This is a genomic window from Methylocystis parvus (assembly GCF_049675845.1).
Taxonomy (GTDB): Bacteria; Pseudomonadota; Alphaproteobacteria; order Rhizobiales; family Beijerinckiaceae; genus Methylocystis; species Methylocystis parvus_A.
The window spans coordinates 3,308,596-3,331,993 of the sequence record NZ_CP187161.1 but is presented as its reverse complement, the minus strand read 5'-3'; the positions used below and the strand labels follow the sequence as shown (position 1 = coordinate 3,331,993).

The window sequence follows — 23,398 nt, the reverse complement described above, 5'->3', positions numbered from 1 at the left end:
CCAACGCGATTATTTCTTTTATGTTCTGTCGCGCGGCTTTGCGAGCGTCGCCGTGAGGGCGGGAAAAGCAAAAAAAGCGCGGCGTCCCGCGCGATTGCCATAGAGGTCCAAAGAAAAACAAAGTTTTATTGCGCAATCTGCTCCGCCAGATTGGGCTTCGGCAGTTCGACCATGGCGTCCTGTCGAGGCGCGCGCTCGGCGGCCTTCGCCTTCTGCGCTGCGCGCTCTTCGCGCTGCAAGCGGCTGAGATCGTTCCGAACGATCCAGACGAAACCGAAGAAGGTGCAGGCGGACAGAACCCCGATGATGACGTCGAGCGCGATGAAGGAGAAGATGCGCCCCGTGACGATCCCGGGGCCGCACCCGGCGGCGAACAGGGCCCAGGCGGCGACCAGAATGCGAAATTCCGTAGCGCCCATGCCGCCATAGGAAAGACGATGCACGCTTTCGGTGACCACGCGCAGATAGGTATAGGAGCTCATCAGAAGATAGAGCGACAGCACCAGCAGCGCCGATGGGATGGTGAAGAAAGGCGAGAAGCCGAGACCGACGACGATCAGCGTTTGCGCGATCAGGTCGGCGGAGTGGTCGATGAAATAGCCGTAATGAGGCCGCTCGATCTTGCGGTAGCGCGCGAGCGTGCCGTCGAGCGAATCGCCGAACCAGTTGAGGAACAGGCCGAAGACAACCGCGAGAAGGAACCAGTTCGACCACCAGCAGGCGATGAAGCCGGACGCGGTGATGAGCGCGCCCACGAGGCCGATGGAGGTGAGATGGTCGGGCGTGACGAAAGGCGGCATCCGGCGAACCAGCGACGCCAAGGCCGCGCGCTCGGCGATTGCGAGCACACTGTCGTTAATTCTGACGTTGGCCACGACGCCCTCCTGGAACAACGTTTAGCAATGAAATCCCGGCGCTCTCACCAGGGTAGCGACGTAAAAAAACGAGGCTAAAGAGGCGCGAAACGCAGCGGTTGGCATGAGACGCGACGTTTCGATTGTCGCTCACGCCCGCCCAACGGTCAAGGCCGTTGTCCTCGATCCATGGGCGTTTTCCGCGATGCGGCAAAGGGGCCATCAATGCACGATCCTGCTGACCATCACGCCCTGAACCGCAGGCTGCGAAAGGGTTTGCACGAGAGACACCACCTTGCCGATCTCCGCCAGCGGCGAGTTCGAAACGTAGATGATGTCCTTGTCCCGGATCGCGAATCGCCGCGCTGCAAAAAGGGCCGACGGGTCCTTCATGTTCAGGTGATAGGCGACCGGAATGTTCTGATGCTGCAGCAGGTTGGGTGACACGTTCGGGAATTCCCGAACGAGCGACGTCGGCTCGTATCGCATGACGAACAGGCCGTCGGGATCCGCGCGACTATCCGCCAGCCCCCCCGCCTTGCCGATCGCCTCTTCGAGCGTGATGCCGCGCGCGTCGAAGGGTATCACCGCGCCGTTGGCGCCCGTCGCGCCGGCGACCGTGAAGGTCTGCGGGCGGCTCTCGACCGTCAATATGTCGCCCGCCCGCACGTAGATGTTCTCGCTCGGATTGGCGAGCAAGGCCTGCAGCGGCGCGCGGGCGGTGCGGTTGCCGCGCGTGATGCTGATGAAAGTCTCGTGAACCGGCGAGCGATAGCCGCCCGCCGACGCGATGACGTCGAGAACCTTGTCGCCGCGCAGAGAAAGCGGCACGCGGGCGCCGTTGGCGACTTCGCCCGTAACGGTGACGGTGTTGCTGACATTGTGGGTGACGTTGACCAGAGCCTGTGGCTCGATCGCCTTGCCGCGCAGCCGCTCTACGATCGCGGCCTCCACCTGCTGCTGGGTGCGTCCCGCCACCTGGATGCGGCCCGCATAGGGCACCGTCACCGAGCCGTCGCGACCGACGGTCTGCTCGGGAATCGCGGCGGACCGCGAACCCGGCGAGACGGCGCCGCTCTCGGGGCCGGCGGAGAAAAGGCCGCCCGCCGCCGCTTCCCAGACGGTGATCTGCAAGGCGTCGCCGACTCCGATCACCTGCGACGCGGAGGGGCGGTAGTCGCCGAAAAAGCCGCGCAGCGTCGGCGGCGTGCGGCGAGCGAGAACGTCGAGGCTCCGTCCGTTGATCTCGACCCAGGCGAAAGCCTCCCCGCCTTCGGTCGAGGGCGACGCGACGCCCTGAACCATCTCGTCGCGCGAAGGACCGCTCGCGGGAGTCAGGCCGCATCCGGCCATCGCGCCGGCGGCGGCCGCAATCGCGAATAACTTAAAAAGAGTGAGGCACGAAGTTCTCAAAGCCGCTCCAAACGCGCCAGGATCTCCGAACTGGAGAGCCTTGATTTTACCAGACCGCACCCAGCTGTTCCAACGACTTGGGAGGCGGCTCGGCCCGGTCCTGCACAATTGCGTCGCCATGTGGCGCTTATGTCACAGCGATTTATTAAGGTTGATTAACACCGGCGGAATTCCCAAAAGACGGTTGCTCGAACCTTAACGCGCGCGACAAGCGCCGCGAAAGGAAGGTGGCCACGCTTACGTCCGCATTGAGGCGAAATTTCACTCCTCGCCGCGAGTCGCCGCCGTGATTTTACGACCGTCGAGAAAAAGTTTGGCGATCAGCCCGATCACCGTAAAGGCGGCAAGGGACATGATCGCGACGTCGATGGGCGGCAGCCGATCCTCGAGGGACTGCGGCACGCCGAGAAGCATCGCGGCGAAGGGCCAGAGCGCGAGGAGGATGCGGAACTCCGTCACGCCGATCCCGATATAGGCCATCTGCTCCGCATGCCGGGTCGCCGCGCGAATATAACCGTAAGCGGAGAACAGCAGATAACACACGATGACGATCGTTGCGCCGCGCATCGTCAGGAAGGGCGAGAAACCGTAGGCGAGGAGGATCGTCAGATGGGAAAAGATTTCGCCCAGATGATGCGACATGCCTTCCGCGGCCGCCTCGCCCCCGCGGCTGCGAGCCAGCGGCAGATCGACCGAAAGCCCGAACCAGTTCACAGCCATCGCGACGGGAACGAGCGAGACGGTCCAGGGCCAGCTGCGAGCCGAGACGAGCGCCGCCGCGGCGACGACAGCGCCGAGAACGCCGATTCCGGAAAGCTGCAGGGAATCCACATGGGCGGGGATCTTCTCGACCAGAGACTGGATCAAGCGCTGCTCCTGCGTCCGCAGGAAGCTCTGCGTGCGCTGCGCCGGATCGCCGAAGAACCACCTGATAAACTCACGCATACCCGCCGCCCTGAGCGCCGCACCCGGCATTGTTCGCCCGGCCCGCTCAAAATATTCGCATTGTGCAAGCAATGACAGCGGACGCGCCTTCCAGAGTTGGAACGCGCCAAACGCTCGTCGAGCCGCGTCCTCTCGGCTTAAGCGCGTCTGGCTCTCGCCGCAAGCGGCTTTGGGTCGGTAAATGAAGGTTAACACTCAAATACTACAAACTTTTCACGACATTGTTCAGTTTTAGGCAAGGGACGTCAGCCGTGCTCAAATTTAGAATATCGCCTGATTTTTATGCAAAGCGCAGCGCCGAGATTTCGCCGGCTGCGGGCGCAAGGGCCGCCGACCTCGTTTTTTCCGCCCGAGCCCGCGCCTCGCGGTCAAGACGCGCCAGACAGGCGCTGACGATCGCCGCCGCGCTCGCCGCGCCGGTTCTGGCTCTCAACGCCAATTGGAGCGCGGGGCGCGACGCCGCCGCGCCGCCTGTGGGAGAGGCTCCTGCCGCGAGCGCCGAGCGGGCCGCCGCCCTGCCCCATATCGTTACGCGCCGCGCGCCTGCCGCGCCGTCTAGAATCGCGCGCGACGGCATCGACTTCACCGCGACGAGCGCGACCGCTCCAGAGACGGGGGCCAATACGCATCCCGGCGTCGCAGCGCCGAAACCCGTTGCCAAAAAGAAGAAGGCGGAGCTTCCTAGATAGGCTTGCAAATCTCCGTTCGACGCCGAGGCGTCGGCGGAGATGGAGCGCGGGAGCCGCCTATGTCCGACAAGGTTTTGGCGCTGAAAGACTATGGCGTTCTTCAGCTGCTGTTCAACCGGCCCGAGAAGAAGAACGCTTTCGATCGCGAGACCTATCTTGCGCTGATTGCGGCGCTCGACGCGGCTCGATCGGACGACGCGGTCAGGGCGGTCGTCTTCGCCGGCGCCGGGGGCGATTTCACCGCCGGCAACGACCTCGCCGATTTTCGGGATTTTCTGGAACGGCCGGGCGACTTTCCCGCGCTCGCTTTCGTGAAGACCCTCGCGGCCTTCGAAAAGCCGATGATCGCGGCCGTCGCCGGAGACGCGGTCGGCGTCGGAACCACCATGCTGTTCCATTGCGATCTCGTCTATGCGAGCCCCGATGCGCGGCTGCGCATGCCCTTCATCGATCTCGGCCTCGTGCCGGAGGCAGGGGCGAGCCTCCTCGTTCCGCAACGCATGGGCATGGCGCGGGCGTCGCAATACCTGCTGCTGGGCGACGGCTTTTCAGGCGCCGAAGCGCATGCGCTGGGCCTCGTCAACGCGCTCGCCCCGTCGGAATCCGTCCTGGAGATGGCCATGGCCGCCGCCGAGAAGCTCGCGGCCAAACCCCCGGCCGCGCTTATGGCGTCCCGCCGGCTGATGCGCGGCGACCCGGCGGATATTCTGGCGCGCATCGACGCTGAGGCGGCGCTTTTCGCCAAGGCCCTGGCGTCTCCGACGACACGCCAGCGCCTCGCGGCCTTCTTCGCCAGGCCGAAATAAGGGCCCGTCAGCCTTCGATATTCGCGTAATTTACGAGGCGGGAGGCGCGGATCAGGATGATGCGCATTTTCTCGCCGGCGCGCGCGCAGGTCGCCGCGACGCGCTCCATGTCCTGCGGCGCCCCGTCGCGAAACTGGCGGCGGACCGAGGCGACGCTCGCCAGCGCGATGACGTCGAGTTCGGCGACGAAAGTCTCGAAACGACGACGGAAAGTGGGGCTCAACGCTTCATAGGCGACGAGGGCGGAATGCCGGCCCGGCAGCGAAGATTTGCGGAAATATTCCTGATAGCTGACAGGCCGCCAGGCGCAGAGGTCCTCCAGCAACTCCGGCATGAGCGGAATCTGCTCGAGCATCATGACGAGCTCGTTGAAAAGGTTCAAATAATCATTGGCGAGGCCGGACACCGGATTGACGAGGGTTTTCGACTGCAACTCCTCGACAGCCTTCTGGCGCGTCTCGCTCGGCTCTATAAGTTGCATATCCAATGTCATCTGGGTCTCACCCATGCACTCGAAACAAACTTGAACGCAATCCGATAACAATTCCTTGCCGGGAACATGACGCGTTTTGCGCGCTCTTCGCGCGGTCCGAGATGGACGCGCGCGGGCGCTAGGACGGCGGGGCGAAAGGGACGAGGGGTCAATGTGCGGACGTTATGCGCTGACTTCGGCGCCGGAGGCGATCAGACGGCTCTTTGGCTATGCCGAAACGCCAAATTTTCCACCCCGTTACAATATCGCGCCGACGCAGCCCATTGCGATCGTCGTTGGCGAGCGCGGCGATCGCGCGCCGCCCCGCTTCATGCTGGCGCGCTGGGGTTTCCTGCCGGGCTTCGTGAAGGATCCGCGCGACTTTCCGTTAATCATCAACGCAAGATCGGAGACGGTCCTGGAGAAGGCGAGCTTCCGCGCCGCCATGAAGAGGCGACGCTGCCTCGTCCCCGCCGACGCTTATTATGAGTGGCTGAAACTCGGCGGCGCGGGACGCCGGATCGAGAAGAAGCCCTATCTCTTCCGCCGCGCCGACGGCGCGCCCATGGGCTTCGCCGGATTGTGGGAGACCTATTCGGGCGCCGACGGCGCGGAGATCGACACGGCCTGCATTCTCACGACCGACGCCAACGCGGCGACCCTCGCCGTCCATGACCGCATGCCGGCGATATTGGAGCCGAAGGATTTCGCCGCCTGGCTCGACTGCGACGAGGTGTCCGACCAAAAAGCCGCCGCGCTGCTGAAGCCCGCCGCCGACGATGCGCTGGAATTCTTCGAGATCGGCCCCGCCGTGAACAAGACGGCGAGCGACGGTCCGGAGTTGCAGGAGCCGCTCGCGCGGACGATGCTGATCTGAATGCGCGCAACCTCGTCATGGCAAGGCGCTTCGCTCCGCTCGCAATGACGGCTAAAGCAGCTTCCCCGGATTGAGCACGCCCTTCGGATCGAGCGTCTTTTTCAGCGCGCGCATCACGTCGAGCGCGACGGGGTCCTTCACCTGCGCGAGAAGATCGCGCTTCAACCGGCCAATGCCGTGCTCGGCGGAAATCGAGCCACCATACTCATGCACCAGGCCGTGGACGATTTCGTTCATCTCGCCCCAGCGCGCAAGGAATTCCGCCTTGTCCGCGCCGATGGGCTGCGAGACGTTGTAGTGCAGATTGCCGTCGCCCATATGGCCGAAGGGCACCGGGCGCGCTGACGGGAAGCGCGCGGCGATGCGCGCGCCGGCCTCACTGATGAAATCAGGGATGCGCTCGATCGGCACGGAAATGTCGTGCTTGATGGAGCCGCCTTCGCGCTTTTGCGCTTCGGAGAGACTCTCGCGCAGACGCCAGAGATTTTCGGCCTGATCCAGCGAATGGGCGAACGTCGCGTCGCGCACGAGTCCCGAATCCAGCGCCTGCGAGAAGGTCGCGCCCGCGACGCGCTCCGCCTCTCCCTCGGCGAAGCCCGCGATTTCGACCAAAGCATACCAGGGATGGATTGCGCCGAGCGGATCGCGCGCGACGGGAATATGGCGCAGCACGAGGTCGAGCCCGATGCGCGGCACAAGTTCGAAAGCCTGAAGGCCCGGCCCCGCATGTTCCTTCACGAAATTCAGCAGCGCCAGCGCCTGCGCGGGATTATCGAGGCCGAGAAAGACGACGGCGCGGGAGCGCGGGCGCGGAAAGAGCTTCAGGGTCGCGGCGGTGATGACGCCGAGCGTGCCCTCCGAACCGACGAAGAGCTGGGTGAGATTGTAACCCGTATTGTCCTTGCGCAGCTTGCCGAGCGTCGAGAGCAGGCGCCCGTCGGCGAGCGCGACTTCGAGGCCCAGCACAAGATCGCGCGCGGCGCCGTAGGCCAGCACATGCACGCCGCCGGCATTGGTCGCGAGATTGCCGCCAATGGTGCAACTGCCTTCGGAGGCGAGCGAGAGCGGAAAATAGCGGTCGACCGACTGCGCGATCTCCTGCGCGCGCGCGAGCGTCACGCCGGCGTCGAGAGTCATGGCGTCTGAAGACGCGTCGACCTCACGAATGCGATCGAGCCTTTGCAGGGAAAGCAGGATCTGCCGCCCGCTCGCATCCGGCGTCTGGCCGCCGACGAGACCCGTATTGCCGCCCTGCGGCACGATGGCGACGCCTTGTGCATTGCACAAGGCAAGCACATGCGCGACTTCGCCGGCGTCTTTGGGTTTGACGAGGCACAATGCGCGGCCGCGATAAAGGTCGCGCGGTTCGGACAGGTAAGCGTCCATCTCCGCCGGATCAGTCACCACGGCGGAAGCTCCGACGATCGCCTTCAGGCGATCGCAGAGATCGGGCGCATCAGACCAAGCACTCTGAGACAGAGAAAGCGCCCTCGTTCAGTCGGCCATCAGCCTTCAGTAGTGATTGCGGCGGCGATGGGCGCGAGCGTCCTTCTTGCGAGCGTAGACGTAAGCGCGCGCGGCAGTGGGCGCGCTTGCGAGGACGACACTGCACAATGCTGCGGCGAGTAGCGCATTCATCATGACCCATCTCCTTCCAGTTGGGGAATCAGACGATTCCCGCCTACACCGGACCATCGAGCAAATCCTATGCCTGGTTTTTTCGTGTGGCAACCGGCTTTGCTGTTGGCCCTGTCAAATCAGTCCGTTTCCCCTCCGTTGAGACATTCTCGTCACAGGAACGTTACCTAAAAATTAAGTGATTCACCCTAGAAGACCGCGTTTTGGCCGTTTCTGGGCGTCCCCGCGCGTAAACACCGCAACAATCTCGACATGGGGAGAGTGCCGAAACTGGTCAATAGGAACGACCGAGCTGACGCTAAACCCGCCGCTGAGCAAAAATGCGGCGTCCCGCGCGAAACTTTGTGCACTGCAAGATACAGCGACCGCGGTCCTGACCTTCGATTGTGCGATTTCCTTCGCCTGCGCCAGAGCGCCCGCCCGCGGGGGGTCGAAGACGACCGCGTCGAAGGGCGCGAGTTCCTGCGCCATGAGCGGCCGCGCGAAGAGGTCGCGCGCCGCGCCGTCGAGCGGCTTGAGTCCCATGGCGTTGCGCGCGCCCGCGAACATGGCCTCGACCGCGTCAGCCGCGGAATCGTAAGCGGAGACCCGCGCCCGCTCCGCGAGACGCAGGGCGAAGGCGCCGACGCCGCAGAAAAGGTCCACGACTTGCTTGGCGTTTTTCGTGGCGTCGAGCACGCGCGCGGCGATCGCCGCCTCGCCCGCCTCGGTGGCCTGAAGAAAGGCGCCCGGCGGCAGGGGAACGCGCGCCGCGCCAATCTGCACAAAGGGCGCGCGGCGCAGCGCCACGACGCGGCCGTGATTGGAGAGGCGCGCGAGATCATGCGCCTCGGCGGCCTTGATGAGCGCGCCCGTCTCATGTTCTTCGAGCGCGCCCGGCCCGCGCAGATCGACATCCATGCCGTCCAGCGTCGCGGTGAAGACGAGATCGAGCGGCTTGCCGCGTCCGGCGAGAATTTGCGCAATGGCGCGCCCCGCCGGCAGCGCGCCGGCGAGTTCGGGAACGAGCAGCGGACAGGCGTCGATTTCGACGATTTCATGCGAACGCGCCGCCATGAAGCCGACGCGCGCCTGTCCCCTCTCCATGCGCGCATGAAAGGTGACGCGCCGGCGCCCCACCCCATGCGCGTCGACGAGCGGCGCCACTTCCAGCGAGAGCCCGGCGTTGCGTAGCGCGGCGACGACAAGGCCCCGCTTCCACTCCGCATAGGCCGCGGGCGCGAGCGCCTGCACGGCGCAGCCGCCGCAATGGGCGTAATGCGGGCAGATGGGCGCGACGCGCTCGGGCGAAGGCGCGACGATCTCGACAAGGCGCCCCTGCTCGCCCTCGACTTCCGCCGTCACCGCCTCGCCGGGCAACGCATAGGGAATGAAGACGCGTCTGTCCCCGTCGCGCGCGATCCCTTCGCCACGCTGGCCAAGACGTTCGATAATCAATTGCTTCATGGCCGCGCCGCGTGAATGAGGAATTCCTTATTGCCGTCGCCACCTTCAATGGGCGAAGCAACGACGCCGAGGACGCGCCAGCCCAGCGCCTCCATGTCCTTGCGTGCCTTGTCGCAGACATCGGCGTGAATCTTTTCGTCGCGCACGACGCCTTTCTTCACCGCCGCGCGGCCCGCCTCGAATTGCGGTTTGACGAGCGCGACGATTTCCGCCTCTGGCGCGGCGAGCGTGACGACATTTGGCAGCAATGCGGAAAGCGAGATGAAGCTGGCGTCCATCACGATCAGCGTCGGCGTCTCGGCGAGCTGCGCCTGCGTCAAGGTGCGGGCGTCCTGCCCTTCCATGGATGTGACCCGCCCATCGGCGCGCAGCTTCTCGTGCAATTGGTCGTGACCAACATCCACCGCCGCGACGTGACGCGCGCCGCGCGCGAGCAGCACGTCCGTGAAGCCGCCGGTGGAAGAACCCACGTCGAGGCAGAAGCGATGCGTCGGATCGACGCCGAAAGCGTCCAGCGCATGGGCGAGCTTCACGCCGCCGCGCGACACCCAGGGATAGGGCGCGGATGCGACGATCTCCGCGCCTTCCGCAATCGGCGCCGAGGGCTTCGTCACGACGCGACCATCGACTGTCACAAGGCCCGCCTCGATCGCCTCGCGCGCCTTTGCGCGACTCTCGAAATAGCCCCATTCGGCAAGCGCCGCATCGGCGCGCTTCGTCGTCATCACTCGCCCGTCTGCAACAACGTGCCGGCGCGCCGCGCGCTTTGCAGCAGGCGCCCGAAGGCGATGCAGGCGGCGGAAAATAGAAACACGTCGATCACGAAACCCTGCGCCAGCAAATCCCAGCGGATGACGTGCTCGATCAGCACGGCGCGCAGCCCTTCGAAAACATAGGTCGGCGGCAGCGTCCAAGAAATCACTTGCAGCCAGGCGGGCAGCGTCGACACGGGATAATAGACCGCCCCGAGCGGCTGCACGAAGAACATCAGCGACCAGACGAGATTCTCCGCGCCGAGCCCGAGCCGCAGCAAAAGGCCCGAAACGAAAAGCCCCATGCTCCAGGCGAAGAGCATCAGCACGACGAAGAAGGCGCCGAAGGCGACGCCGAGCGCCCAGAGATTGAAGCCGAAAAAGAGGATGGCGAGCCCCGTCACCGGCAGCACGCCAACGGCGAGGCGGATGAGGCTCATGAGGATGAGCGAGAGGACGAACTCCGCCGGCCGCAGCGGGCTCATGAGAATATTGGGCAGGTTGCGCGACCACATCTCCTCGATGAAGGAGAAGGAAAAGCCCTGCTGGCCGCGCAGCAGAATGTCCCACAAAAGGATCGCGCCGATGAGCGTGCCCGCCGCCTGCGCCGCGCCGCCGGGGGATTGCAGCGCGCCCGCCTGAACGAGATAGGTTTGTAGAAAGCCCCAGGTGAGCATCTGCACCAGGGGCCAATAGATGATGTCGAGAATGCGCGTATAGGTCGCGCGCAGCAGATAGCTGTAGCGCAGGAGCATGGCGCCGACGCGCTTGGGCGAGAAGGCGTCGCTCATGACGCCGCTCCGGCCCGGCCGCGCGCGACATCGAGAAACACTTCCTCGAGATTTGCGCGTCCGTAGCGCGCAAGGAGATTGGCGGGCGAGTCATCATCGGCGATGACGCCCTCTTTGAGCATCAGCACGCGGTCGCAGAGCCGTTCGACCTCGCCCATATTGTGGGAAGCGAGCAGGATTGCGCAGTTGTGCGTGGCGCGATGCGCCTCGAGCCGCGCGCGCACCCAATCCGCCGTGTCCGGGTCGAGGGAGGCAGTCGGCTCGTCGAGCAGCAGAAGCTGCGGATCGTTGATGAGCGCCTTGGCGATGGCGACGCGCGTCTTCTGGCCTGCGGAGAGGCGGCCGGTCTGGCGGTCGATGAAATCGCCGAGCGCGAGAGAGGCGGAAAGCTCTTCTATCTTCGCGTCCACGTCCGGCACGTCGTAGAGCATGCCGAAGACGCGCAAATTTTGCCGAACCGTCAGGCGATGCGGCAGATCGACATAGGGGCTCTCGAAATTCATGCGATGGAGCACGGCATAGCGGTCCTGCAGCAGATCGCAGCCGAAGACGCGGATCGAGCCTTCCGTCGGCTCGATGAGCCCCATGACCATGCCGATCGTCGTGGTCTTGCCGGCGCCGTTGCCGCCGAGGAGCCCCGTCACGCTGCCGGGCGGCAGGGCGAAATCGAGCGGCCCGACGACCTTGCGCTTGCCATAGGTTTTGGAGAGGCCGTGAACCGCGAGCGCCGGTTCGGGCGATGAAGGGGACATGGGGTGTTTTATGGCGTTTCCCGACTGCCCCGGCAAGGGTCAGGGGCCTGCGGCGGTTGACCCGGAAAGGCCCTCCTCACCCTGAGGAGCCTGCGAAGCAGGCGTCTCGAAGGGCGAGCAACGCCAGCGGGGCCGCGCTTTTCTCTCCTTCGTCCTTCGAGACGGCCTCTTTCGAGGCCTCTTCAGGATGAAGGAGGGAAATTCCCTGCGCGCGCCATCCCACGAGTCACTTCTGGCACTGCGGACAATAGAATGTCGACCGGCCGGACTGCACGGCCCGCGCAATCATCCCCCTGCATCCCGGCGTCGGGCAGGCGGCCCCCTCGCGGTCATAGACGCGGAAGGAATGCTGGAAATAGCCGAGCGACCCGTCCGCCTGACGATGATCGCGCAAGGAAGATCCGCCGGCGGCGAGCGCTTCCTCGAGAACCTTCTTGATCGCTTCCGGCAGTCGCGCGAGAGCGGCCGAGGGCTTGCCGGCGGCGGTCACGAGCTTGCCCCCGGCGCGAAGCGGCGAAATCCCGCAGCGATGCAGCGCCTCGCAGACATAGATATTGCCGAGCCCCGCAATCAGCCGTTGATCGAGCAGCAGGGCCTTGGCCGGCGCGGCCCGGCCTTTGAAGGCGCGCGCGAGAAAGGCGGCGTCGAGCGCGTCGCCCAAGGGTTCGACGCCGATTCCCCTGAACAGCTTGTGCGCGTCGAGCTCGGCAGTCGGTGCGAGCAGCATGAAGCCGAAGCGGCGCGGGTCGTTGTAAGTGACGCGGGCGCCGTTCTCCATGTGGAAGACGACATGGTCATGCGCGGCGCTCTTGTCGCGCGGGTGGTGGAAAAAGCCCTGAATGTCGCCGTCGATACGAAACGAGCCTGACATGCCCAGATGCATGACGAGCGTCTCGCCGCCGTCGAGATCGGCGAGCAGATATTTTGCGCGCCGGCGCAGATCGAGGACGCGCCGCCCGGCGAGCCGCGCGGCGAAATCGGGAGGGAATGGAAAGCGCAGGTCTCCCCGTCGCTGCTCGACGCGCGCAATCCGCGCGCCGACGAGCGCGGGCGCGAGGCCGCGCCGGACGGTTTCGACTTCGGGCAGTTCGGGCATCGAAAGATTTCCGGGCTGGTCGCAAAGCATTCTAACGGCGCCGCGCCGCTGAGGCGAGAGCCGCTCCGATCGCCGGCCCACCGCGAGGACGAGGCGAATCGATATAGTTTACATAAAGTTGCAAAGTTTCGCGGCGAGATGACGCATGGATTAAGATTGAATAATTTAGGATCATCTAATTCGTCAGGATGAGCGTTTCGAAAGAACTTTGGATGCAAACTGTAAGAAACACGCGCCGAAATATCTTCCTTTTGCCTTATGGCGGCGTGACTTACACCTTTCGTGGCGCGTCGTCCTCTCCAACAGCCAAAGGAGGGCGATGTGAAGGGAATGATTTTTCTGACGACGGGAGCGGTCGTCGCGCTAATGGCGGGCGCCGCCGGCGCCCAGACATTGGGCCCCAATGAGGGGCGTCTCCTCGCCTCCAACTGCATGCAGTGCCACGGCACGAACGGTCAGCCGCGCGTCGGCGGCATCGAAAGCCTCGCCGGCAAGAGCTACAGCAAGATCAAGAGCGAGATGGCGGAGCTCGCCAGGAAAAGCCCCGCGTCCGAGCCGGACAAGGAAATCATGATCGTCCACGCCAAGGCCTATACGCCGGCGGAGATCGACGCCATCGCCCATTACCTTTCCGGACAATAAGCAAAGGGGCCGAATATGGACCGCAGAGACTTTCTCAAGGCGCTGTCCGCTGGCGGCGCCGCAGCCCCGACGCTGCTCGCTTCCACGACCGAAAACGCCAAGGCCGCGACGCCGATCAACGTCGTCATCGTGGGAGGCGGCATGGCCGGCGCGACGGCCGCCAAATATCTGCGATATTGGGGCGCGAAGCTGAAGATGGACGTGCGCGTCACGCTCGTCGACAAGAACGCCAAATATGTCTCCTGCATTTTGAGCAACGGCGTGCTGACAGGCGAGCGCACGCTCGGCTCGCTCACTTTCGGCTATGACAAGCTGGTGACGAATTACGGCGCCAATGGCGCGCTGCGCTTCATCGCCTCGGAAGTGACGAAGATCGACACGACGGCGAAGACCGTTTCCCTCGCGAACGGGCAGACTCTCGGCTATACGCGGCTCATTCTCGCGCCCGGAATCGACTTCGATTATTCGTCGATCGCCATCTCATGGGCCGATCCGACGATGACGATGCAGAAGGCGCTCGACGCGCTGCCACACGCCTGGAAAGCAGGCCCGCAGACGACCGTTCTGCAACAGCAGCTCGCCGGCATGACGAACGGCAACCGGCTGGTCCTGACGATCCCCAGGGCGCCCTATCGCTGCCCGCCCGGCCCCTATGAGCGCGCCTGCGTCATCGCCGACTGGATGAAGCTGAAGAAACCCGCCTCCAAGGTGATCATTCTCGACGCCAATCCGAAGATCATGGCGGAGCCGGTGAATTTCGGGAAAGCCTTCGCCGGGATTCACAAGAACTACATCGAATATTATCCCAACATGCAGCTTCAAAGCGTCTATATAGCAAGCGCCAAGTCGAAGACGGTCACAGTCTCCGACACGACAGACCCCGCCAATCCTGTGACCCGCACGGTTGGGGCGGAAGTCGTCAATCTCATCCCGCCCATGATGGCCGGACAGGTGGCGCGAAATGCGCTGGCGAATGGAGGCCTCACCGCCGACAAGCGCTGGGCGCTGATCGACGAGCGCAGCTATGAGTCGTCGGCTTTTCCCGGCGTCCATATCATCGGCGACTCGATCTCCTCCAAGCAGCCGAAGGCGGGACATGTCGGGAATCAGGAGGCCAAGGTCTGCGCCGACGCGATTTTGCGTCTAGAGTCGGGCCTGAAGCCCTTCGACGCGCCGGTCACCAACTCCGCCTGCTTCACTCCGATCACCATACAGGGACCCATTTCGGCTATTCCGAGGTGCCGCTCGCCGAGAAGCAGCAGCGCGTGGACGACGTGTTCCACAAGGTCGCGCATCGCTACGACGTGATGAACGATCTGATGTCCGGCGGCCTGCACCGGCCTCTGGAAGGACAGCTCGCGGGCAAGGTCAACGCCAGCGCGAAACCGCCGGGCTTTCGTCATCTCGACGTCGCGGGCGGCACGGGCGACGTCGCCTTCCGCATCGCGAAGCAGTCCGCGCCGGACGCCGAGATCACCGTGCTCGACATCAATGGCGACATGCTGGAGGTCGGCCGCGACCGCGCCCGCGAGCGGGGCATCGACGAGAAGCTGGAATTCGTGCAGGCCAACGCCGAGTCCCTGCCCTTCCCGGACAATCATTTCGACGCCTATACGATCGCCTTCGGCATCCGCAACGTGCCGCGCATCGAGGTGGCGCTGGCCGAGGCCATCGCGTGCTGAAGCCCGGCGGCCGCTTCCTGTGCCTCGAATTTTCGCAGGTGAACGTGCCCGGTCTCGACAAGATCTACGAGGCCTATTCCTTCAACGTGATCCCCGCCGTCGGCAAGGTCGTCGCGGGCGACGGCGAGCCTATCGCTATCTCGTCGAATCGATCCGCCAGTTCCCGCTGGCCGACGATTTCGAGCGCATGATCCGCAAGGCGGGCTTCCGCCGCACGGCCTACGAGCGCCTGACGGGCGGCGTCGTCGCGATCCATTCCGGCTGGAAATATTAAGGCCGCGAACGTCTGACCGACAACCGGCAATTTTCGCGCCTGGCGCGCGCGCGGCTTTTTCTCCCGCAACGCGCGAATGGCGGTGCTCGCGTGATCTTGGGCTTCGGACATTTTTGGCGGCTCGCGCGCGCACGCTCGACCCCAATCTGGTGCCCCCGGCGGCCGCGCCGCTGGTGCGCTTCGCGAATCTCTTCGCCAAGGGAAAGGGCGAGAACGCCGGCGAAGCGCTGGTGCGCGCGCTCTCGCAGATCGGCCCTTCTTATGTGAAGCTCGGCCAGTTCCTCGCGACCCGCCCCGACGTCGTCGGCGGCGAGATCGCCGACGCGCTCACCGCCCTGCAGGACCGCATGGCGCCCTTTGGGCGCGAAAAGGCGGTTCAGATCGTCGAGAAGTCGCTGGGCCGGAAAGTCGACGAAGTCTTCACGAGCTTCGGCGAACCCGTCGCCGCCGCCTCGGTGGCGCAGGTCCACATGGCCACCGCCCGCTATGAGGGCAAGGAACGCAAGGTCGCGGTGAAAGTGCTGCGCCCTGGCGTCGAGGGCCAGTTCGCCCGCGATCTGCGCGACATGTATATGGTCGCCCGCATCGCCGAGCGCTGGTCGTCCGAGGGGCGCCGCCTGCGCATGATCGAGGTCGTCGACACGCTGGCGCGCACGGTGAAGCTCGAAACGGATTTCCGCCTCGAAGCCGCCGCCGCTTCCGAATTCGCCGAAAACGTCGAGAAGGACCCCGACATTCGCGTGCCCCATGTCGACTGGGACCGCACGGCGCGCGAGGTGCTGACGCTGGAATGGATCGACGGCGCGCCGCTCTCCGATCTCGAGCGCGTCGCGGCGGCCGGCCACGACCTCAAGGAAGCTCGGGCGCTGCATGTGCTGCAGGGATTTTTGCGGCACGCCATGCGCGACGGCTTTTTCCATGCCGACATGCATCAGGGTAATCTCTTCGTCGACGCCAGCGGGCGCCTCGTCGCCATCGACTTCGGCATCATGGGCCGTCTCGGGCAGAAGGAGCGCCGCTTCCTCGCCGAGATCCTGCTACGGCTTCATCGTGCGCGACTATCGCGCGTCGCCGAAGTGCATTTCGAGGCGGGCTATGTGCCGCCCGCGCATTCCATCGAGGAATTTTCGCAGGCTTTGCGCGCGATCGGCGAGCCGCTGCACACGGTCAACGCCTCGGACATTTCGATGGCGCGCCTGCTGACGCTGCTCTTCGAGGTCACCGCGCTGTTCGACATGCGCACGCGCACCGAGCTCGTCCTGCTGCAAAAGACCATGGTCGTCGCCGAAGGCGTCGCGCGCACGCTCGATCCCAGGCTCGACATCTGGAAAACCTGCGATCCCGTGGTGCGCGGCTGGATCGAGGAAAATCTCGGGCCGAAAGCGAAACTCGAAGACGCAGGCAAGAGCGTCATGGGCGGCGCTTCCCGAACGGCGGCGCGCGCCGCATTCCGCGCTGCGACCGGCGCAGCGTTCTTCGCAAGATCCAGCAAAGCCTGCGAGACGTTCGACGATTGCAGCGCCCGCGAGATCGCGGTCATGGGCGATGCGTCGGTCAGCGCGGCGAGCTCGGCGCTAGCCCGCGCCTGCTGGACCGCTTCGCGCCGGCGCGCATATGCGAAGACGAAGGCCGAAAGCACGAGAAATATTCCCGCGATCACCAGATTTCCCCAGAGCGGCCCGAATTCCGCATTGGCCCAGTAAGTCGCCGAGGCCAACGCGAAACCGAAGGCGATGACGAGCGGGATCGCCGCCATCGCATTTCCGGAGAGTCGGGTAATCGTGGCGCCGACGGCGTTCTCGGCCCTTTTTATGATCGGCTCAAACATGACGTCACCACGCTTCGAGGAGAACCGATTACCTGCCCATTCTCCAGAAGGCGCCGAAGAAGAAGCCGGCGAGCGCGGCGAGCGCGACGGTCGTCGTGGGCTGCGAGCGCGCCGAGGTTTCGATCGCGGTGCGGAAATTGCCCAACACTTCGCCTGTGCGCTGTGCGGCCTGCCCGCTGCGTTCCGACACGGCGGACAAAGCGGCGTTGGCGCGGCCGACGCCCTGCTGAACGGCTTTGCCCATCTGCTCGGCGGCGGTCTGCGCCTGCTGCGCGATCGCGCCAGCCGCCTCGCCCGCGCCGTGCCCGTTATGGCGCTGCTGTACGTTACGTTCCTCGGCCATGGCCGCCTCCGGTGTTTGAACAAGTGGCGAGTTAACGCGACTTGCACGCAGTTGTTCCGGACTGCCCAGCGTCGGAAAGCCCCCTCTTCCCCCGCCTGCGGGGAAAGGAGGTGGGCGAGGGGCGAGGCTGCAATGAGCGATGACGCGCCGCGGGCGCGCATTTGCGGCTCGCGCCTGCGAAGATCAGCCGTTCCGCACCATCCCCAGAAACTCCTCGCGGGTCCGCGGGTCGTCGCGGATCACGCCCAGCAGCTTGCTCGTCGTCAGCGAGGAGCCGGGCGTGTTCACCCCGCGCAGCGTCATGCAATTATGCTCGGCCTCGATTACGACGCCGACGCCCTGGGGCTGGAGAATGTCCTGGATCGCCTCGGCGATTTCGGCCGTCAGCTTCTCCTGAATTTGCAGGCGCCGCCCGAAGCCGTGCACGACGCGGGCGAGCTTGGAGATGCCGACGACGCGGTTCGTCGGGAGATAGCCGACATGGGCGCGGCCGAGGACCGGCAGCATGTGATGTTCGCAGAAGCTCACGACGCGGATGTTCTTGAGGACGACGAGCTCGTCATAGCCGCCGACCTCCTCGAAGGTGCGCTTGAGATAGTCGCGCGGATCGATTTCATAGCCGGCGAACAGCTCTCTATAGGAACGCGCCACGCGCGCCGGCGTATCGAGCAGCCCCTCGCGGTTCGGATCGTCTCCCGCCCATTCGATGAGAACGCGCACGGCCGCTTCTGCGTCGGCCTGAGTTGGTTTGGCCATTTGAATGCTCTCCTGCAAACGCAAGGGGCGTAAAGAAAAACCGCCCCGTCGCGGTCAGCTTGCGACGAGGCGGTCGATTTGGCAAATGGCTGAGCGTTTTAAGGGATGACGCTGCGGCTGACGTTGCCGATGGCGGAGCCCACCGAATTCACGGCGCGCTTCATGAAGCCGAAGGCGCCGCCCTCGCTCTGGGGTGCCGGGGGCGGCGGCGGAGCCGGGAGCGGCTCGGGCGCCGCCGCGGCGGCTTCCGTCGCCGGGGCCGCCGGCGCGTTGTGCGTCTTCGGCTTCTTGGCGACCACGGGCTTGGGCTTGGGCTTCGCCTGCTTGGCGGCGGCCGGCTTCGGGTCTGCATTCGCCGGCTCGGCGGCCGCGGCTTCGGGCTCGGGCGGCGGGGCCGTGAAGCGGTTGGCGGGCGCCGCTGGCGCGGCGGGCGGCGTCAGTTTGGCGACGGCGCCGCCGGAAGCCGCCGGAAGCGGCGCGACAGCCGCGCCCGGCGCGGGAGCGACAGGGGCGACGGCGCGCGCGAGGGGAGCCGGCGCTGGCGAAGCGGGCGGCGGCGCGACGGGTTGCGCGGCGATAGGCTTGGGAGCCGCCGGCTTTGGGGCCGCCGCGACAGGCGCGGGCGCCGCAGGGACGACGGGAACCGCCGGCAGCGGCACGGCGGCCTCCGGGGCGGATGCGGCGTCGGCCGCCGGCTCCTCGGCGGCGGGCGGGGTCAGTTCGGCGCTTTGCGGCGGCGCAGCTTCGCCCTCGGCGGCGGGCGCCTCGGGCTCCTTGGCGAGGTCGGCGGCGTCGAGCGCGGCCTGATCGGCCGGGGCGGCCTCCGGCTCAGCCGGGGCTTCCAGATCGGCGATTGCGGGATCTTCCGCCGGGGCGCGCCATTTGGCGAGCGTCCAGCCGAGGGCCGCAAGGCCGGCGATGACGATGGCGACCGACGCGTAGATCAGCTTCCGGCGACCGCCATCCTCGCGATTGTTGTTGTTCACGATGGTCTGCCGAGCGGCGAAGAGCGGATCCTCGGCCGCGCCAGAGGGAGGCGCCCAGTCGGACGGGCCGCTCGACGCCTGCGAGATCGGCGGCGGGCCGAAATCCGCCAGATCGGCGTCCAGCGCCGGGAAGGGCGGCGGGGCCACGGGCTCCGTCCCCTGCGCGGCGCCGAACTGCGGCTCCAGCGTCACGGCCGGCGCATTGGAGTCGCTCGGCGGCTCCGCGTCGCGCTTGAGAAGTTCCTTGAACTCGGCGAAAGCCGCCATGAGTTCCTTGTCGTCAACTTGCGTCGTCATGCCTGCCCACTTGCGTGTCGTGGCCGCCGAAGTCGGCGGGAAAAGTCGCGGCCAGCCGCGCGCCGGGGTCGTTCCCGGCGGGCCCTTGACCGAATCAAAACCATAAATTGTGGCGGTTATTCGCCTCTTAAGCCCCGCTCGCGCCGGAACACCGGGCTGAATGCCGCGTTTTGGGCGCACCGGGCGGACTTTCCGAATTATCCGCCGAGCGTGCGCCAAAATCATGGCGCCATTCATCCGACAGGAGACCGATCATGATGGATTGGAACCGCATCGAAGGAAACTGGAAGCAGTTCAAGGGCAAGATCAAGGAGAAGTGGGGCGATTTGACCGACGACGAAATCGACAAGATGGAAGGCAGCCGCGAGCAGTTCGAGGGCAAGATCCAGGAGAAATACGGGATCGGCAAGGACCAGGCGAAGCGGAATGTCGACGACTGGCTGAATACGCTCCAGTAAAACCAGTCGGGCGGCCGGATACGGCCGCCCTTCCTATTTCGATCCGTATTTTTTCCAGAAATCATGCGCGCTTCCGGCGGCGCAGACCGCCTCCATCGAGCGATACATCGTGCCTTCCTGTTTTTGGTATTTGCGTTCGCAGACGCCGATGCGGCGCTCGTAATTCTTCTTCAGCGCGCCGCTGTGCTTCGACACGAAGCCCTTCTCACAAAGCTCCTGCACCATCGCGCCGCGCTGCACGTCCGCCGTCGAGCCCCAGATGCACGCTTCATATATCTTGTAGGCTTCGCCGCAGTCCTTCGCTGCGGCGACCTTGGCCTCTTCCGCCGCAAGGTCGAAATCGCAATCGGCGAGCGCCGGCGACGCCGCCAGGCTCAGCAGGAAAATCAACGCAGCTTTCGTCTGTCGCATATCGTGGCTCCCCTCTTTAAGCGCAGATATCGTCACGCGAGGCAGTTCGATTGGCCATGCGCCGGCGCACGAGGCGCGACGACAGAACGCAGCCTTGCCTGGAAGAAATCCAAGTTACCCAAATTGACGCGCCACAAACGCTCTTTCTAGAATCCAATGAAACACTTGGCAGAAGCGAGCGGCGATGTTTTCCCGATATTCAAGTCTTCGCGTCGCGCTGATCCTCGCGCTGACGTCCCTCTCGCCCGTCGGGGCCGGAGCGCTCGATGCGGGGCCGCGGACGGCTGCGGACGAGGCCGGATTGACCCCGCTGGAGCGTCTCGGCAAGCGTATCTTCGAGGACAAAACTCTGTCGCGCCCCGCCGGCGTCTCATGCGCGTCCTGCCACGACGCGTCGACCGCCTTTCAGGGCGTGAACGGCTCGCCGGTTCCGGCCGTGGCGCGCGGCTCCAAACCTGAGTCGCTCGGCAAGCGCAATACCCCGACCATCATGTATTCCTCCTTCGCGCCGCCTTTTGGCTTCATCGACGACAAGGACGAGGAAACGGGCAAGGTCGAGAAGGTTCCCGCAGGCGGCCAGTTTCTCGACGGTCGCGCGAGCGACCTTCTCGCGCAGTTCGAGGGGCCGCTGCTCGATCCGCTCGAGATGAACGCGCCCTCCAAGCGCTTCGCGGTCGAGACGATCCGCGACGGCGCCTACGCGCCGCTCACGCGGGAGGTTTATGGCGACAAGATATTCGACGACCCTGACAAGGCCTTCGAGAAACTGGCGCAAGCCGTCGTCGCTTTCGAAGCAAGCGCGCGCTTCCATCCCTTCGCGTCTAAATTCGACGACTATCTGCGGGGGACAGCAAAGCTCTCCGCCCTCGAACAGAAGGGCTTCGACCTTTTCAAGGATCCGAAGAAAGGCAACTGCCTCGCCTGCCATGTGGGCAAGGAAGAGTCGCGCGACCCGAAGGACTGGCTTTTCACCGACTTCACCTATGACGCGCTCGGCGCGCCCAAGAACGCGGCCATCGCAGCAACCGCGACGACGCCGGATCTCGGTCTGTGCAAACGGCCCGGCCTCGACAAATTCGCGCCAGCAGACTTCGACGTGAACACCGTCTGCGGCGCCTTCAAGGTGCCGACGCTGCGCAATGTCGCCGTAACCGGCCCCTATCTGCACAATGGCGTCTTCACGAAGCTGCGCGACGTCGTCGCTTTTTACGCGACGCGCGACACGGACCCGGCGCGCTGGTATCCGAAGGGCGCGAATGGCAAGGTGGAGAAGTTCAACGATCTGCCGGCCGAATATCGCGGCGCCGTGAACACGGACGAAGTTCCCTACGACCGCAAGCCGGGCGAGAAGCCGCGACTTTCGGAGAAAGAAATCGATGCGATCACGGCCTTTCTGGAAACGTTGACCGACAGGCCTCAGCCCGCGACGAGCCCGTAGCGCGCCAGCGTCGCGCGCAATTGCGGGTCTGGCTTCGCGCCGCTCGTGAAGACCGCGCGCGCATGGCCCTTTTTGGCGAAGCTCTCCTCGACGCCCTCCTCTCGCAGCAGCGAGTCGGCGCGGCGCGCAATGGCGGGAGCCGGGTCGATCCAGTCGACCGGCCAGGGCGCGAGGCGACGGAAATCCTCGACGAGCAGCGGGTAATGGGTGCAGGCGAGCACCACCGCGTCTGTGCGCGCGCCATGGGCCTCGACGAAGCAGGGCGCGATTTCCGCGGCGATATCCTCGTCGCAGACGCCCTGCCCGTGCATCTGCGCCTCGGCAAGTTTCGCAAGGTTCGCGGAGCCGACAAGCGTCACGCGGCAATGCGCGGCGAATTGCGCGATGAGGTTCTGCGTATAGTCGCGCTTCACGGTCCCGGGCGTGCCGAGCACGGAGATGAGGTGCGATTTCGACCGCTCGGCGGCGGGCTTGATCGCCGGCACCGTGCCGACAAAGGGAAGCTGCGGCCAATGCACGCGTAGATAGGGCAGCACGATGGTCGAGGCCGTGTTGCACGCGATGACGACCATGTCCGGCGCATGCTCGGCGATGAGCTTCTCCATCACCTGCATGACGCGGTTGATGAGGTCCGGCTCTTTCCAGCCGCCATAGGGAAAGCCCGCGTCATCCGCGCAATAGACGAAATCCGCGCCGGGGCGGAGCTTGATGACCTCCGCGAAGACCGTGAGGCCGCCGAGGCCGGAGTCGAAGACGAGGATTTTGGGCGGTTTGGTCATCGGCCGAAACGGTTGCGGGGCGCGAATCGCTCGCGCCCCGCCATGATAGGCTGCCGGATTAAAAGATTCAGAACGGCAGATTGAACACGCGCGAGGGCTCCAGCGCGCCCTCGATCACCTGGCCGAAAGCCACCGGCACCCCGCCGCAGGCCGCGTAAACCACGCCCTCGGCCGGCGCGTCGCGGCCACGCAGGATCACCGAGCCGCCGCGGCGCAGCCGCGCAGCGGTATCTCGGTCGACGACGATGCAGGGGAGCTCCGAGAGGCCCGCCTCGACGGAGAGCAGCGCGTCGCCCGCCATGTTCTGGCTCTCGATCTCGTCGAGCGTGAAGGAATCTTCTTCGATGAACGGCCCGACGCGCGTGCGGCGCAGCGCCGTCACATGGCCGTAGCAGCCCATGAGGCGGCCAAGGTCGCGGGCGATGGCGCGCACATAGGCGCCCTTGCCGCACTCCATATAGAAGACGGTCTCTTCCGGGGTAAATTCTTCGATCGTCAAGGAATGGATAGTGACGGCGCGCGCCTTCAGCTCCACGGTTTCGCCCTCGCGCGCGAGGTCATAGGCGCGCTGGCCGCTGATCTTGATCGCGGAGAATTGCGGCGGCGTCTGCAGAATGTCGCCGATGAACTGCGGCATGAGGCGTTCGATCTCGGCGCGCTCGGGCCGCTTGTCGCTCGTCCGCGTGATCTCGCCGTCGGAATCGTCGGTATTGCTCTCCGCGCCCCATCGCACGGTGAAGCGATAGGCCTTCTCGCCGTCCTGCACGAAGGGCACGGTCTTCGTCGCTTCGCCGAAGGCGACCGGGAGAATGCCCGAGGCCAGCGGATCGAGCGTGCCGGCGTGGCCCGCCTTCTGCGCGTTGTAGATGCGCTTGAGGCGCGAGACCGCCTGCGTCGAGGTCAGCCCCACCGGCTTGTCGAGCACGACCCAGCCGTCAACGACGGCGCGATTGGATCTTCTCTGGCTCATGAT

At 65.3% G+C, this 23,398-nt stretch carries 25 protein-coding genes and 1 pseudogene; 9 read left to right on the top strand and 17 right to left on the bottom strand.

From position 1 onward, the window contains the following. Window positions 1-125 precede the first annotated feature (125 nt). From ACPFMJ_RS17285 to ACPFMJ_RS17275, 3 genes are all read right to left on the bottom strand, one after another. Window positions 126-875: a CDP-alcohol phosphatidyltransferase family protein gene (locus ACPFMJ_RS17285; protein WP_424361162.1), complete on the bottom strand. Its 750-nt coding sequence runs from the start codon at window positions 873-875 to the stop codon at window positions 126-128. A 201-nt stretch (window positions 876-1,076) separates the two neighbouring features. Next, complete coding sequence (locus tag ACPFMJ_RS17280) at window positions 1,077-2,159, bottom strand: polysaccharide biosynthesis/export family protein (protein ID WP_424361161.1); 1,083 nt, start codon at window positions 2,157-2,159, stop codon at window positions 1,077-1,079. Window positions 2,160-2,528: 369 nt separating this feature from the next. Continuing rightward, window positions 2,529-3,212, bottom strand: a complete 684-nt coding sequence (locus ACPFMJ_RS17275; protein ID WP_424361160.1) for a hypothetical protein — start codon at window positions 3,210-3,212, stop codon at window positions 2,529-2,531. A gap of 251 nt (window positions 3,213-3,463) precedes the next feature. Here ACPFMJ_RS17275 and ACPFMJ_RS17270 point away from each other — a divergent pair, with 251 nt between their 5' ends. After that, window positions 3,464-3,901: a hypothetical protein gene (locus tag ACPFMJ_RS17270; RefSeq protein WP_424361159.1), complete on the top strand. Its 438-nt coding sequence runs from the start codon at window positions 3,464-3,466 to the stop codon at window positions 3,899-3,901. A 59-nt stretch (window positions 3,902-3,960) separates the two neighbouring features. Next, window positions 3,961-4,707 (top strand): enoyl-CoA hydratase-related protein, encoded by a 747-nt coding sequence (locus ACPFMJ_RS17265; RefSeq protein WP_424361158.1) that lies wholly within the window; start codon window positions 3,961-3,963, stop codon window positions 4,705-4,707. Between the two features lie 7 nt (window positions 4,708-4,714). Here the strand turns inward: ACPFMJ_RS17265 and ACPFMJ_RS17260 are convergent, their stop codons facing one another. Then, window positions 4,715-5,200, bottom strand: a complete 486-nt coding sequence (locus ACPFMJ_RS17260; protein ID WP_424361157.1) for a hypothetical protein — start codon at window positions 5,198-5,200, stop codon at window positions 4,715-4,717. Between the two features lie 151 nt (window positions 5,201-5,351). On the opposite strand from ACPFMJ_RS17260, the gene ACPFMJ_RS17255 reads away from it, so the two are divergent. Continuing rightward, window positions 5,352-6,056, top strand: coding sequence for an SOS response-associated peptidase (locus ACPFMJ_RS17255; RefSeq protein ID WP_424361156.1), 705 nt, complete (start codon window positions 5,352-5,354; stop codon window positions 6,054-6,056). 51 nt (window positions 6,057-6,107) lie between these two features. Here the strand turns inward: ACPFMJ_RS17255 and ACPFMJ_RS17250 are convergent, their stop codons facing one another. The 7 genes from ACPFMJ_RS17250 to mutM all read right to left on the bottom strand — a co-directional run bounded on the left by ACPFMJ_RS17250 (window position 6,108) and on the right by mutM (window position 12,531). Beyond that, complete coding sequence (locus ACPFMJ_RS17250; RefSeq protein ID WP_424363900.1) at window positions 6,108-7,460, bottom strand: FAD-binding oxidoreductase; 1,353 nt, start codon at window positions 7,458-7,460, stop codon at window positions 6,108-6,110. 108 nt (window positions 7,461-7,568) lie between these two features. Beyond that, window positions 7,569-7,697, bottom strand: a complete 129-nt coding sequence (locus tag ACPFMJ_RS17245) for a hypothetical protein (RefSeq protein ID WP_424361155.1) — start codon at window positions 7,695-7,697, stop codon at window positions 7,569-7,571. A gap of 180 nt (window positions 7,698-7,877) precedes the next feature. After that, entirely contained in the window at window positions 7,878-9,140 is a 1,263-nt protein-coding gene (locus ACPFMJ_RS17240) for a class I SAM-dependent RNA methyltransferase (RefSeq protein ID WP_424361154.1), read from the bottom strand. Beyond that, window positions 9,137-9,865: a TlyA family RNA methyltransferase gene (locus ACPFMJ_RS17235; protein ID WP_424361153.1), complete on the bottom strand. Its 729-nt coding sequence runs from the start codon at window positions 9,863-9,865 to the stop codon at window positions 9,137-9,139. The genes ACPFMJ_RS17240 and ACPFMJ_RS17235 overlap by 4 nt, the downstream gene beginning before the upstream one ends. Beyond that, complete coding sequence (locus ACPFMJ_RS17230) at window positions 9,865-10,683, bottom strand: ABC transporter permease (protein ID WP_424361152.1); 819 nt, start codon at window positions 10,681-10,683, stop codon at window positions 9,865-9,867. Before ACPFMJ_RS17230 ends, ACPFMJ_RS17235 begins: the two co-directional genes overlap by 1 nt. Next, complete coding sequence (locus ACPFMJ_RS17225; protein ID WP_424361151.1) at window positions 10,680-11,435, bottom strand: ABC transporter ATP-binding protein; 756 nt, start codon at window positions 11,433-11,435, stop codon at window positions 10,680-10,682. Before ACPFMJ_RS17225 ends, ACPFMJ_RS17230 begins: the two co-directional genes overlap by 4 nt. Before the next feature lie 226 nt (window positions 11,436-11,661). Continuing rightward, a complete protein-coding gene (mutM, locus tag ACPFMJ_RS17220) occupies window positions 11,662-12,531 on the bottom strand; it encodes a bifunctional DNA-formamidopyrimidine glycosylase/DNA-(apurinic or apyrimidinic site) lyase (protein ID WP_424361150.1) in 870 nt (289 codons plus the stop codon). Between the two features lie 330 nt (window positions 12,532-12,861). On the opposite strand from mutM, the gene ACPFMJ_RS17215 reads away from it, so the two are divergent. The 4 genes and pseudogenes from ACPFMJ_RS17215 to ubiB all read left to right on the top strand — a co-directional run bounded on the left by ACPFMJ_RS17215 (window position 12,862) and on the right by ubiB (window position 16,832). Next, window positions 12,862-13,173 (top strand): c-type cytochrome, encoded by a 312-nt coding sequence (locus ACPFMJ_RS17215; RefSeq protein WP_424363899.1) that lies wholly within the window; start codon window positions 12,862-12,864, stop codon window positions 13,171-13,173. A gap of 15 nt (window positions 13,174-13,188) precedes the next feature. After that, window positions 13,189-14,481 carry an FAD-dependent oxidoreductase gene (locus tag ACPFMJ_RS17210; protein WP_424361149.1) on the top strand — a complete coding sequence of 431 codons (1,293 nt, stop codon included), beginning with the start codon at window positions 13,189-13,191 and terminating at the stop codon, window positions 14,479-14,481. Further along, window positions 14,364-15,129 (top strand): annotated as a pseudogene (gene ubiE / locus ACPFMJ_RS17205) (bifunctional demethylmenaquinone methyltransferase/2-methoxy-6-polyprenyl-1,4-benzoquinol methylase UbiE). The gene ACPFMJ_RS17210 and the pseudogene ubiE overlap by 118 nt, the downstream one beginning before the upstream one ends. A gap of 113 nt (window positions 15,130-15,242) precedes the next feature. After that, window positions 15,243-16,832, top strand: coding sequence for a 2-polyprenylphenol 6-hydroxylase (ubiB, locus tag ACPFMJ_RS17200; protein WP_424361148.1), 1,590 nt, complete (start codon window positions 15,243-15,245; stop codon window positions 16,830-16,832). 153 nt (window positions 16,833-16,985) lie between these two features. On the opposite strand, the gene ACPFMJ_RS17195 is transcribed toward ubiB, so the two are convergent. The 3 genes from ACPFMJ_RS17195 to ACPFMJ_RS17185 all read right to left on the bottom strand — a co-directional run bounded on the left by ACPFMJ_RS17195 (window position 16,986) and on the right by ACPFMJ_RS17185 (window position 19,339). Next, window positions 16,986-17,300: a hypothetical protein gene (locus tag ACPFMJ_RS17195; protein WP_424361147.1), complete on the bottom strand. Its 315-nt coding sequence runs from the start codon at window positions 17,298-17,300 to the stop codon at window positions 16,986-16,988. 183 nt (window positions 17,301-17,483) lie between these two features. Next, on the bottom strand, window positions 17,484-18,056 hold the full coding sequence (gene folE / locus ACPFMJ_RS17190; protein ID WP_424361146.1) for a GTP cyclohydrolase I FolE: 573 nt from the start codon (window positions 18,054-18,056) through the stop codon (window positions 17,484-17,486). Window positions 18,057-18,154: 98 nt separating this feature from the next. After that, a complete protein-coding gene (locus ACPFMJ_RS17185; protein ID WP_424361145.1) occupies window positions 18,155-19,339 on the bottom strand; it encodes a hypothetical protein in 1,185 nt (394 codons plus the stop codon). Between the two features lie 257 nt (window positions 19,340-19,596). On the opposite strand from ACPFMJ_RS17185, the gene ACPFMJ_RS17180 reads away from it, so the two are divergent. Further along, window positions 19,597-19,797: a CsbD family protein gene (locus ACPFMJ_RS17180; protein ID WP_424363898.1), complete on the top strand. Its 201-nt coding sequence runs from the start codon at window positions 19,597-19,599 to the stop codon at window positions 19,795-19,797. Window positions 19,798-19,830: 33 nt separating this feature from the next. Here ACPFMJ_RS17180 and ACPFMJ_RS17175 read toward each other — a convergent pair whose 3' ends face one another. Next, window positions 19,831-20,208 carry a hypothetical protein gene (locus ACPFMJ_RS17175; RefSeq protein ID WP_424361144.1) on the bottom strand — a complete coding sequence of 126 codons (378 nt, stop codon included), beginning with the start codon at window positions 20,206-20,208 and terminating at the stop codon, window positions 19,831-19,833. 184 nt (window positions 20,209-20,392) lie between these two features. Here ACPFMJ_RS17175 and ACPFMJ_RS17170 point away from each other — a divergent pair, with 184 nt between their 5' ends. Next, window positions 20,393-21,646 carry a cytochrome-c peroxidase gene (locus tag ACPFMJ_RS17170; RefSeq protein WP_424361143.1) on the top strand — a complete coding sequence of 418 codons (1,254 nt, stop codon included), beginning with the start codon at window positions 20,393-20,395 and terminating at the stop codon, window positions 21,644-21,646. Here the strand turns inward: ACPFMJ_RS17170 and murI are convergent. Then, window positions 21,625-22,425: a glutamate racemase gene (murI, locus tag ACPFMJ_RS17165; protein WP_424361142.1), complete on the bottom strand. Its 801-nt coding sequence runs from the start codon at window positions 22,423-22,425 to the stop codon at window positions 21,625-21,627. The genes ACPFMJ_RS17170 and murI overlap by 22 nt on opposite strands. Window positions 22,426-22,492: 67 nt before the next feature. Beyond that, the gene (gene truB, locus ACPFMJ_RS17160) at window positions 22,493-23,395 is read right to left on the bottom strand and encodes a tRNA pseudouridine(55) synthase TruB (RefSeq protein ID WP_424361141.1); all 903 of its coding nucleotides are present in this window, start codon (window positions 23,393-23,395) and stop codon (window positions 22,493-22,495) included. Window positions 23,396-23,398 lie beyond the last annotated feature (3 nt).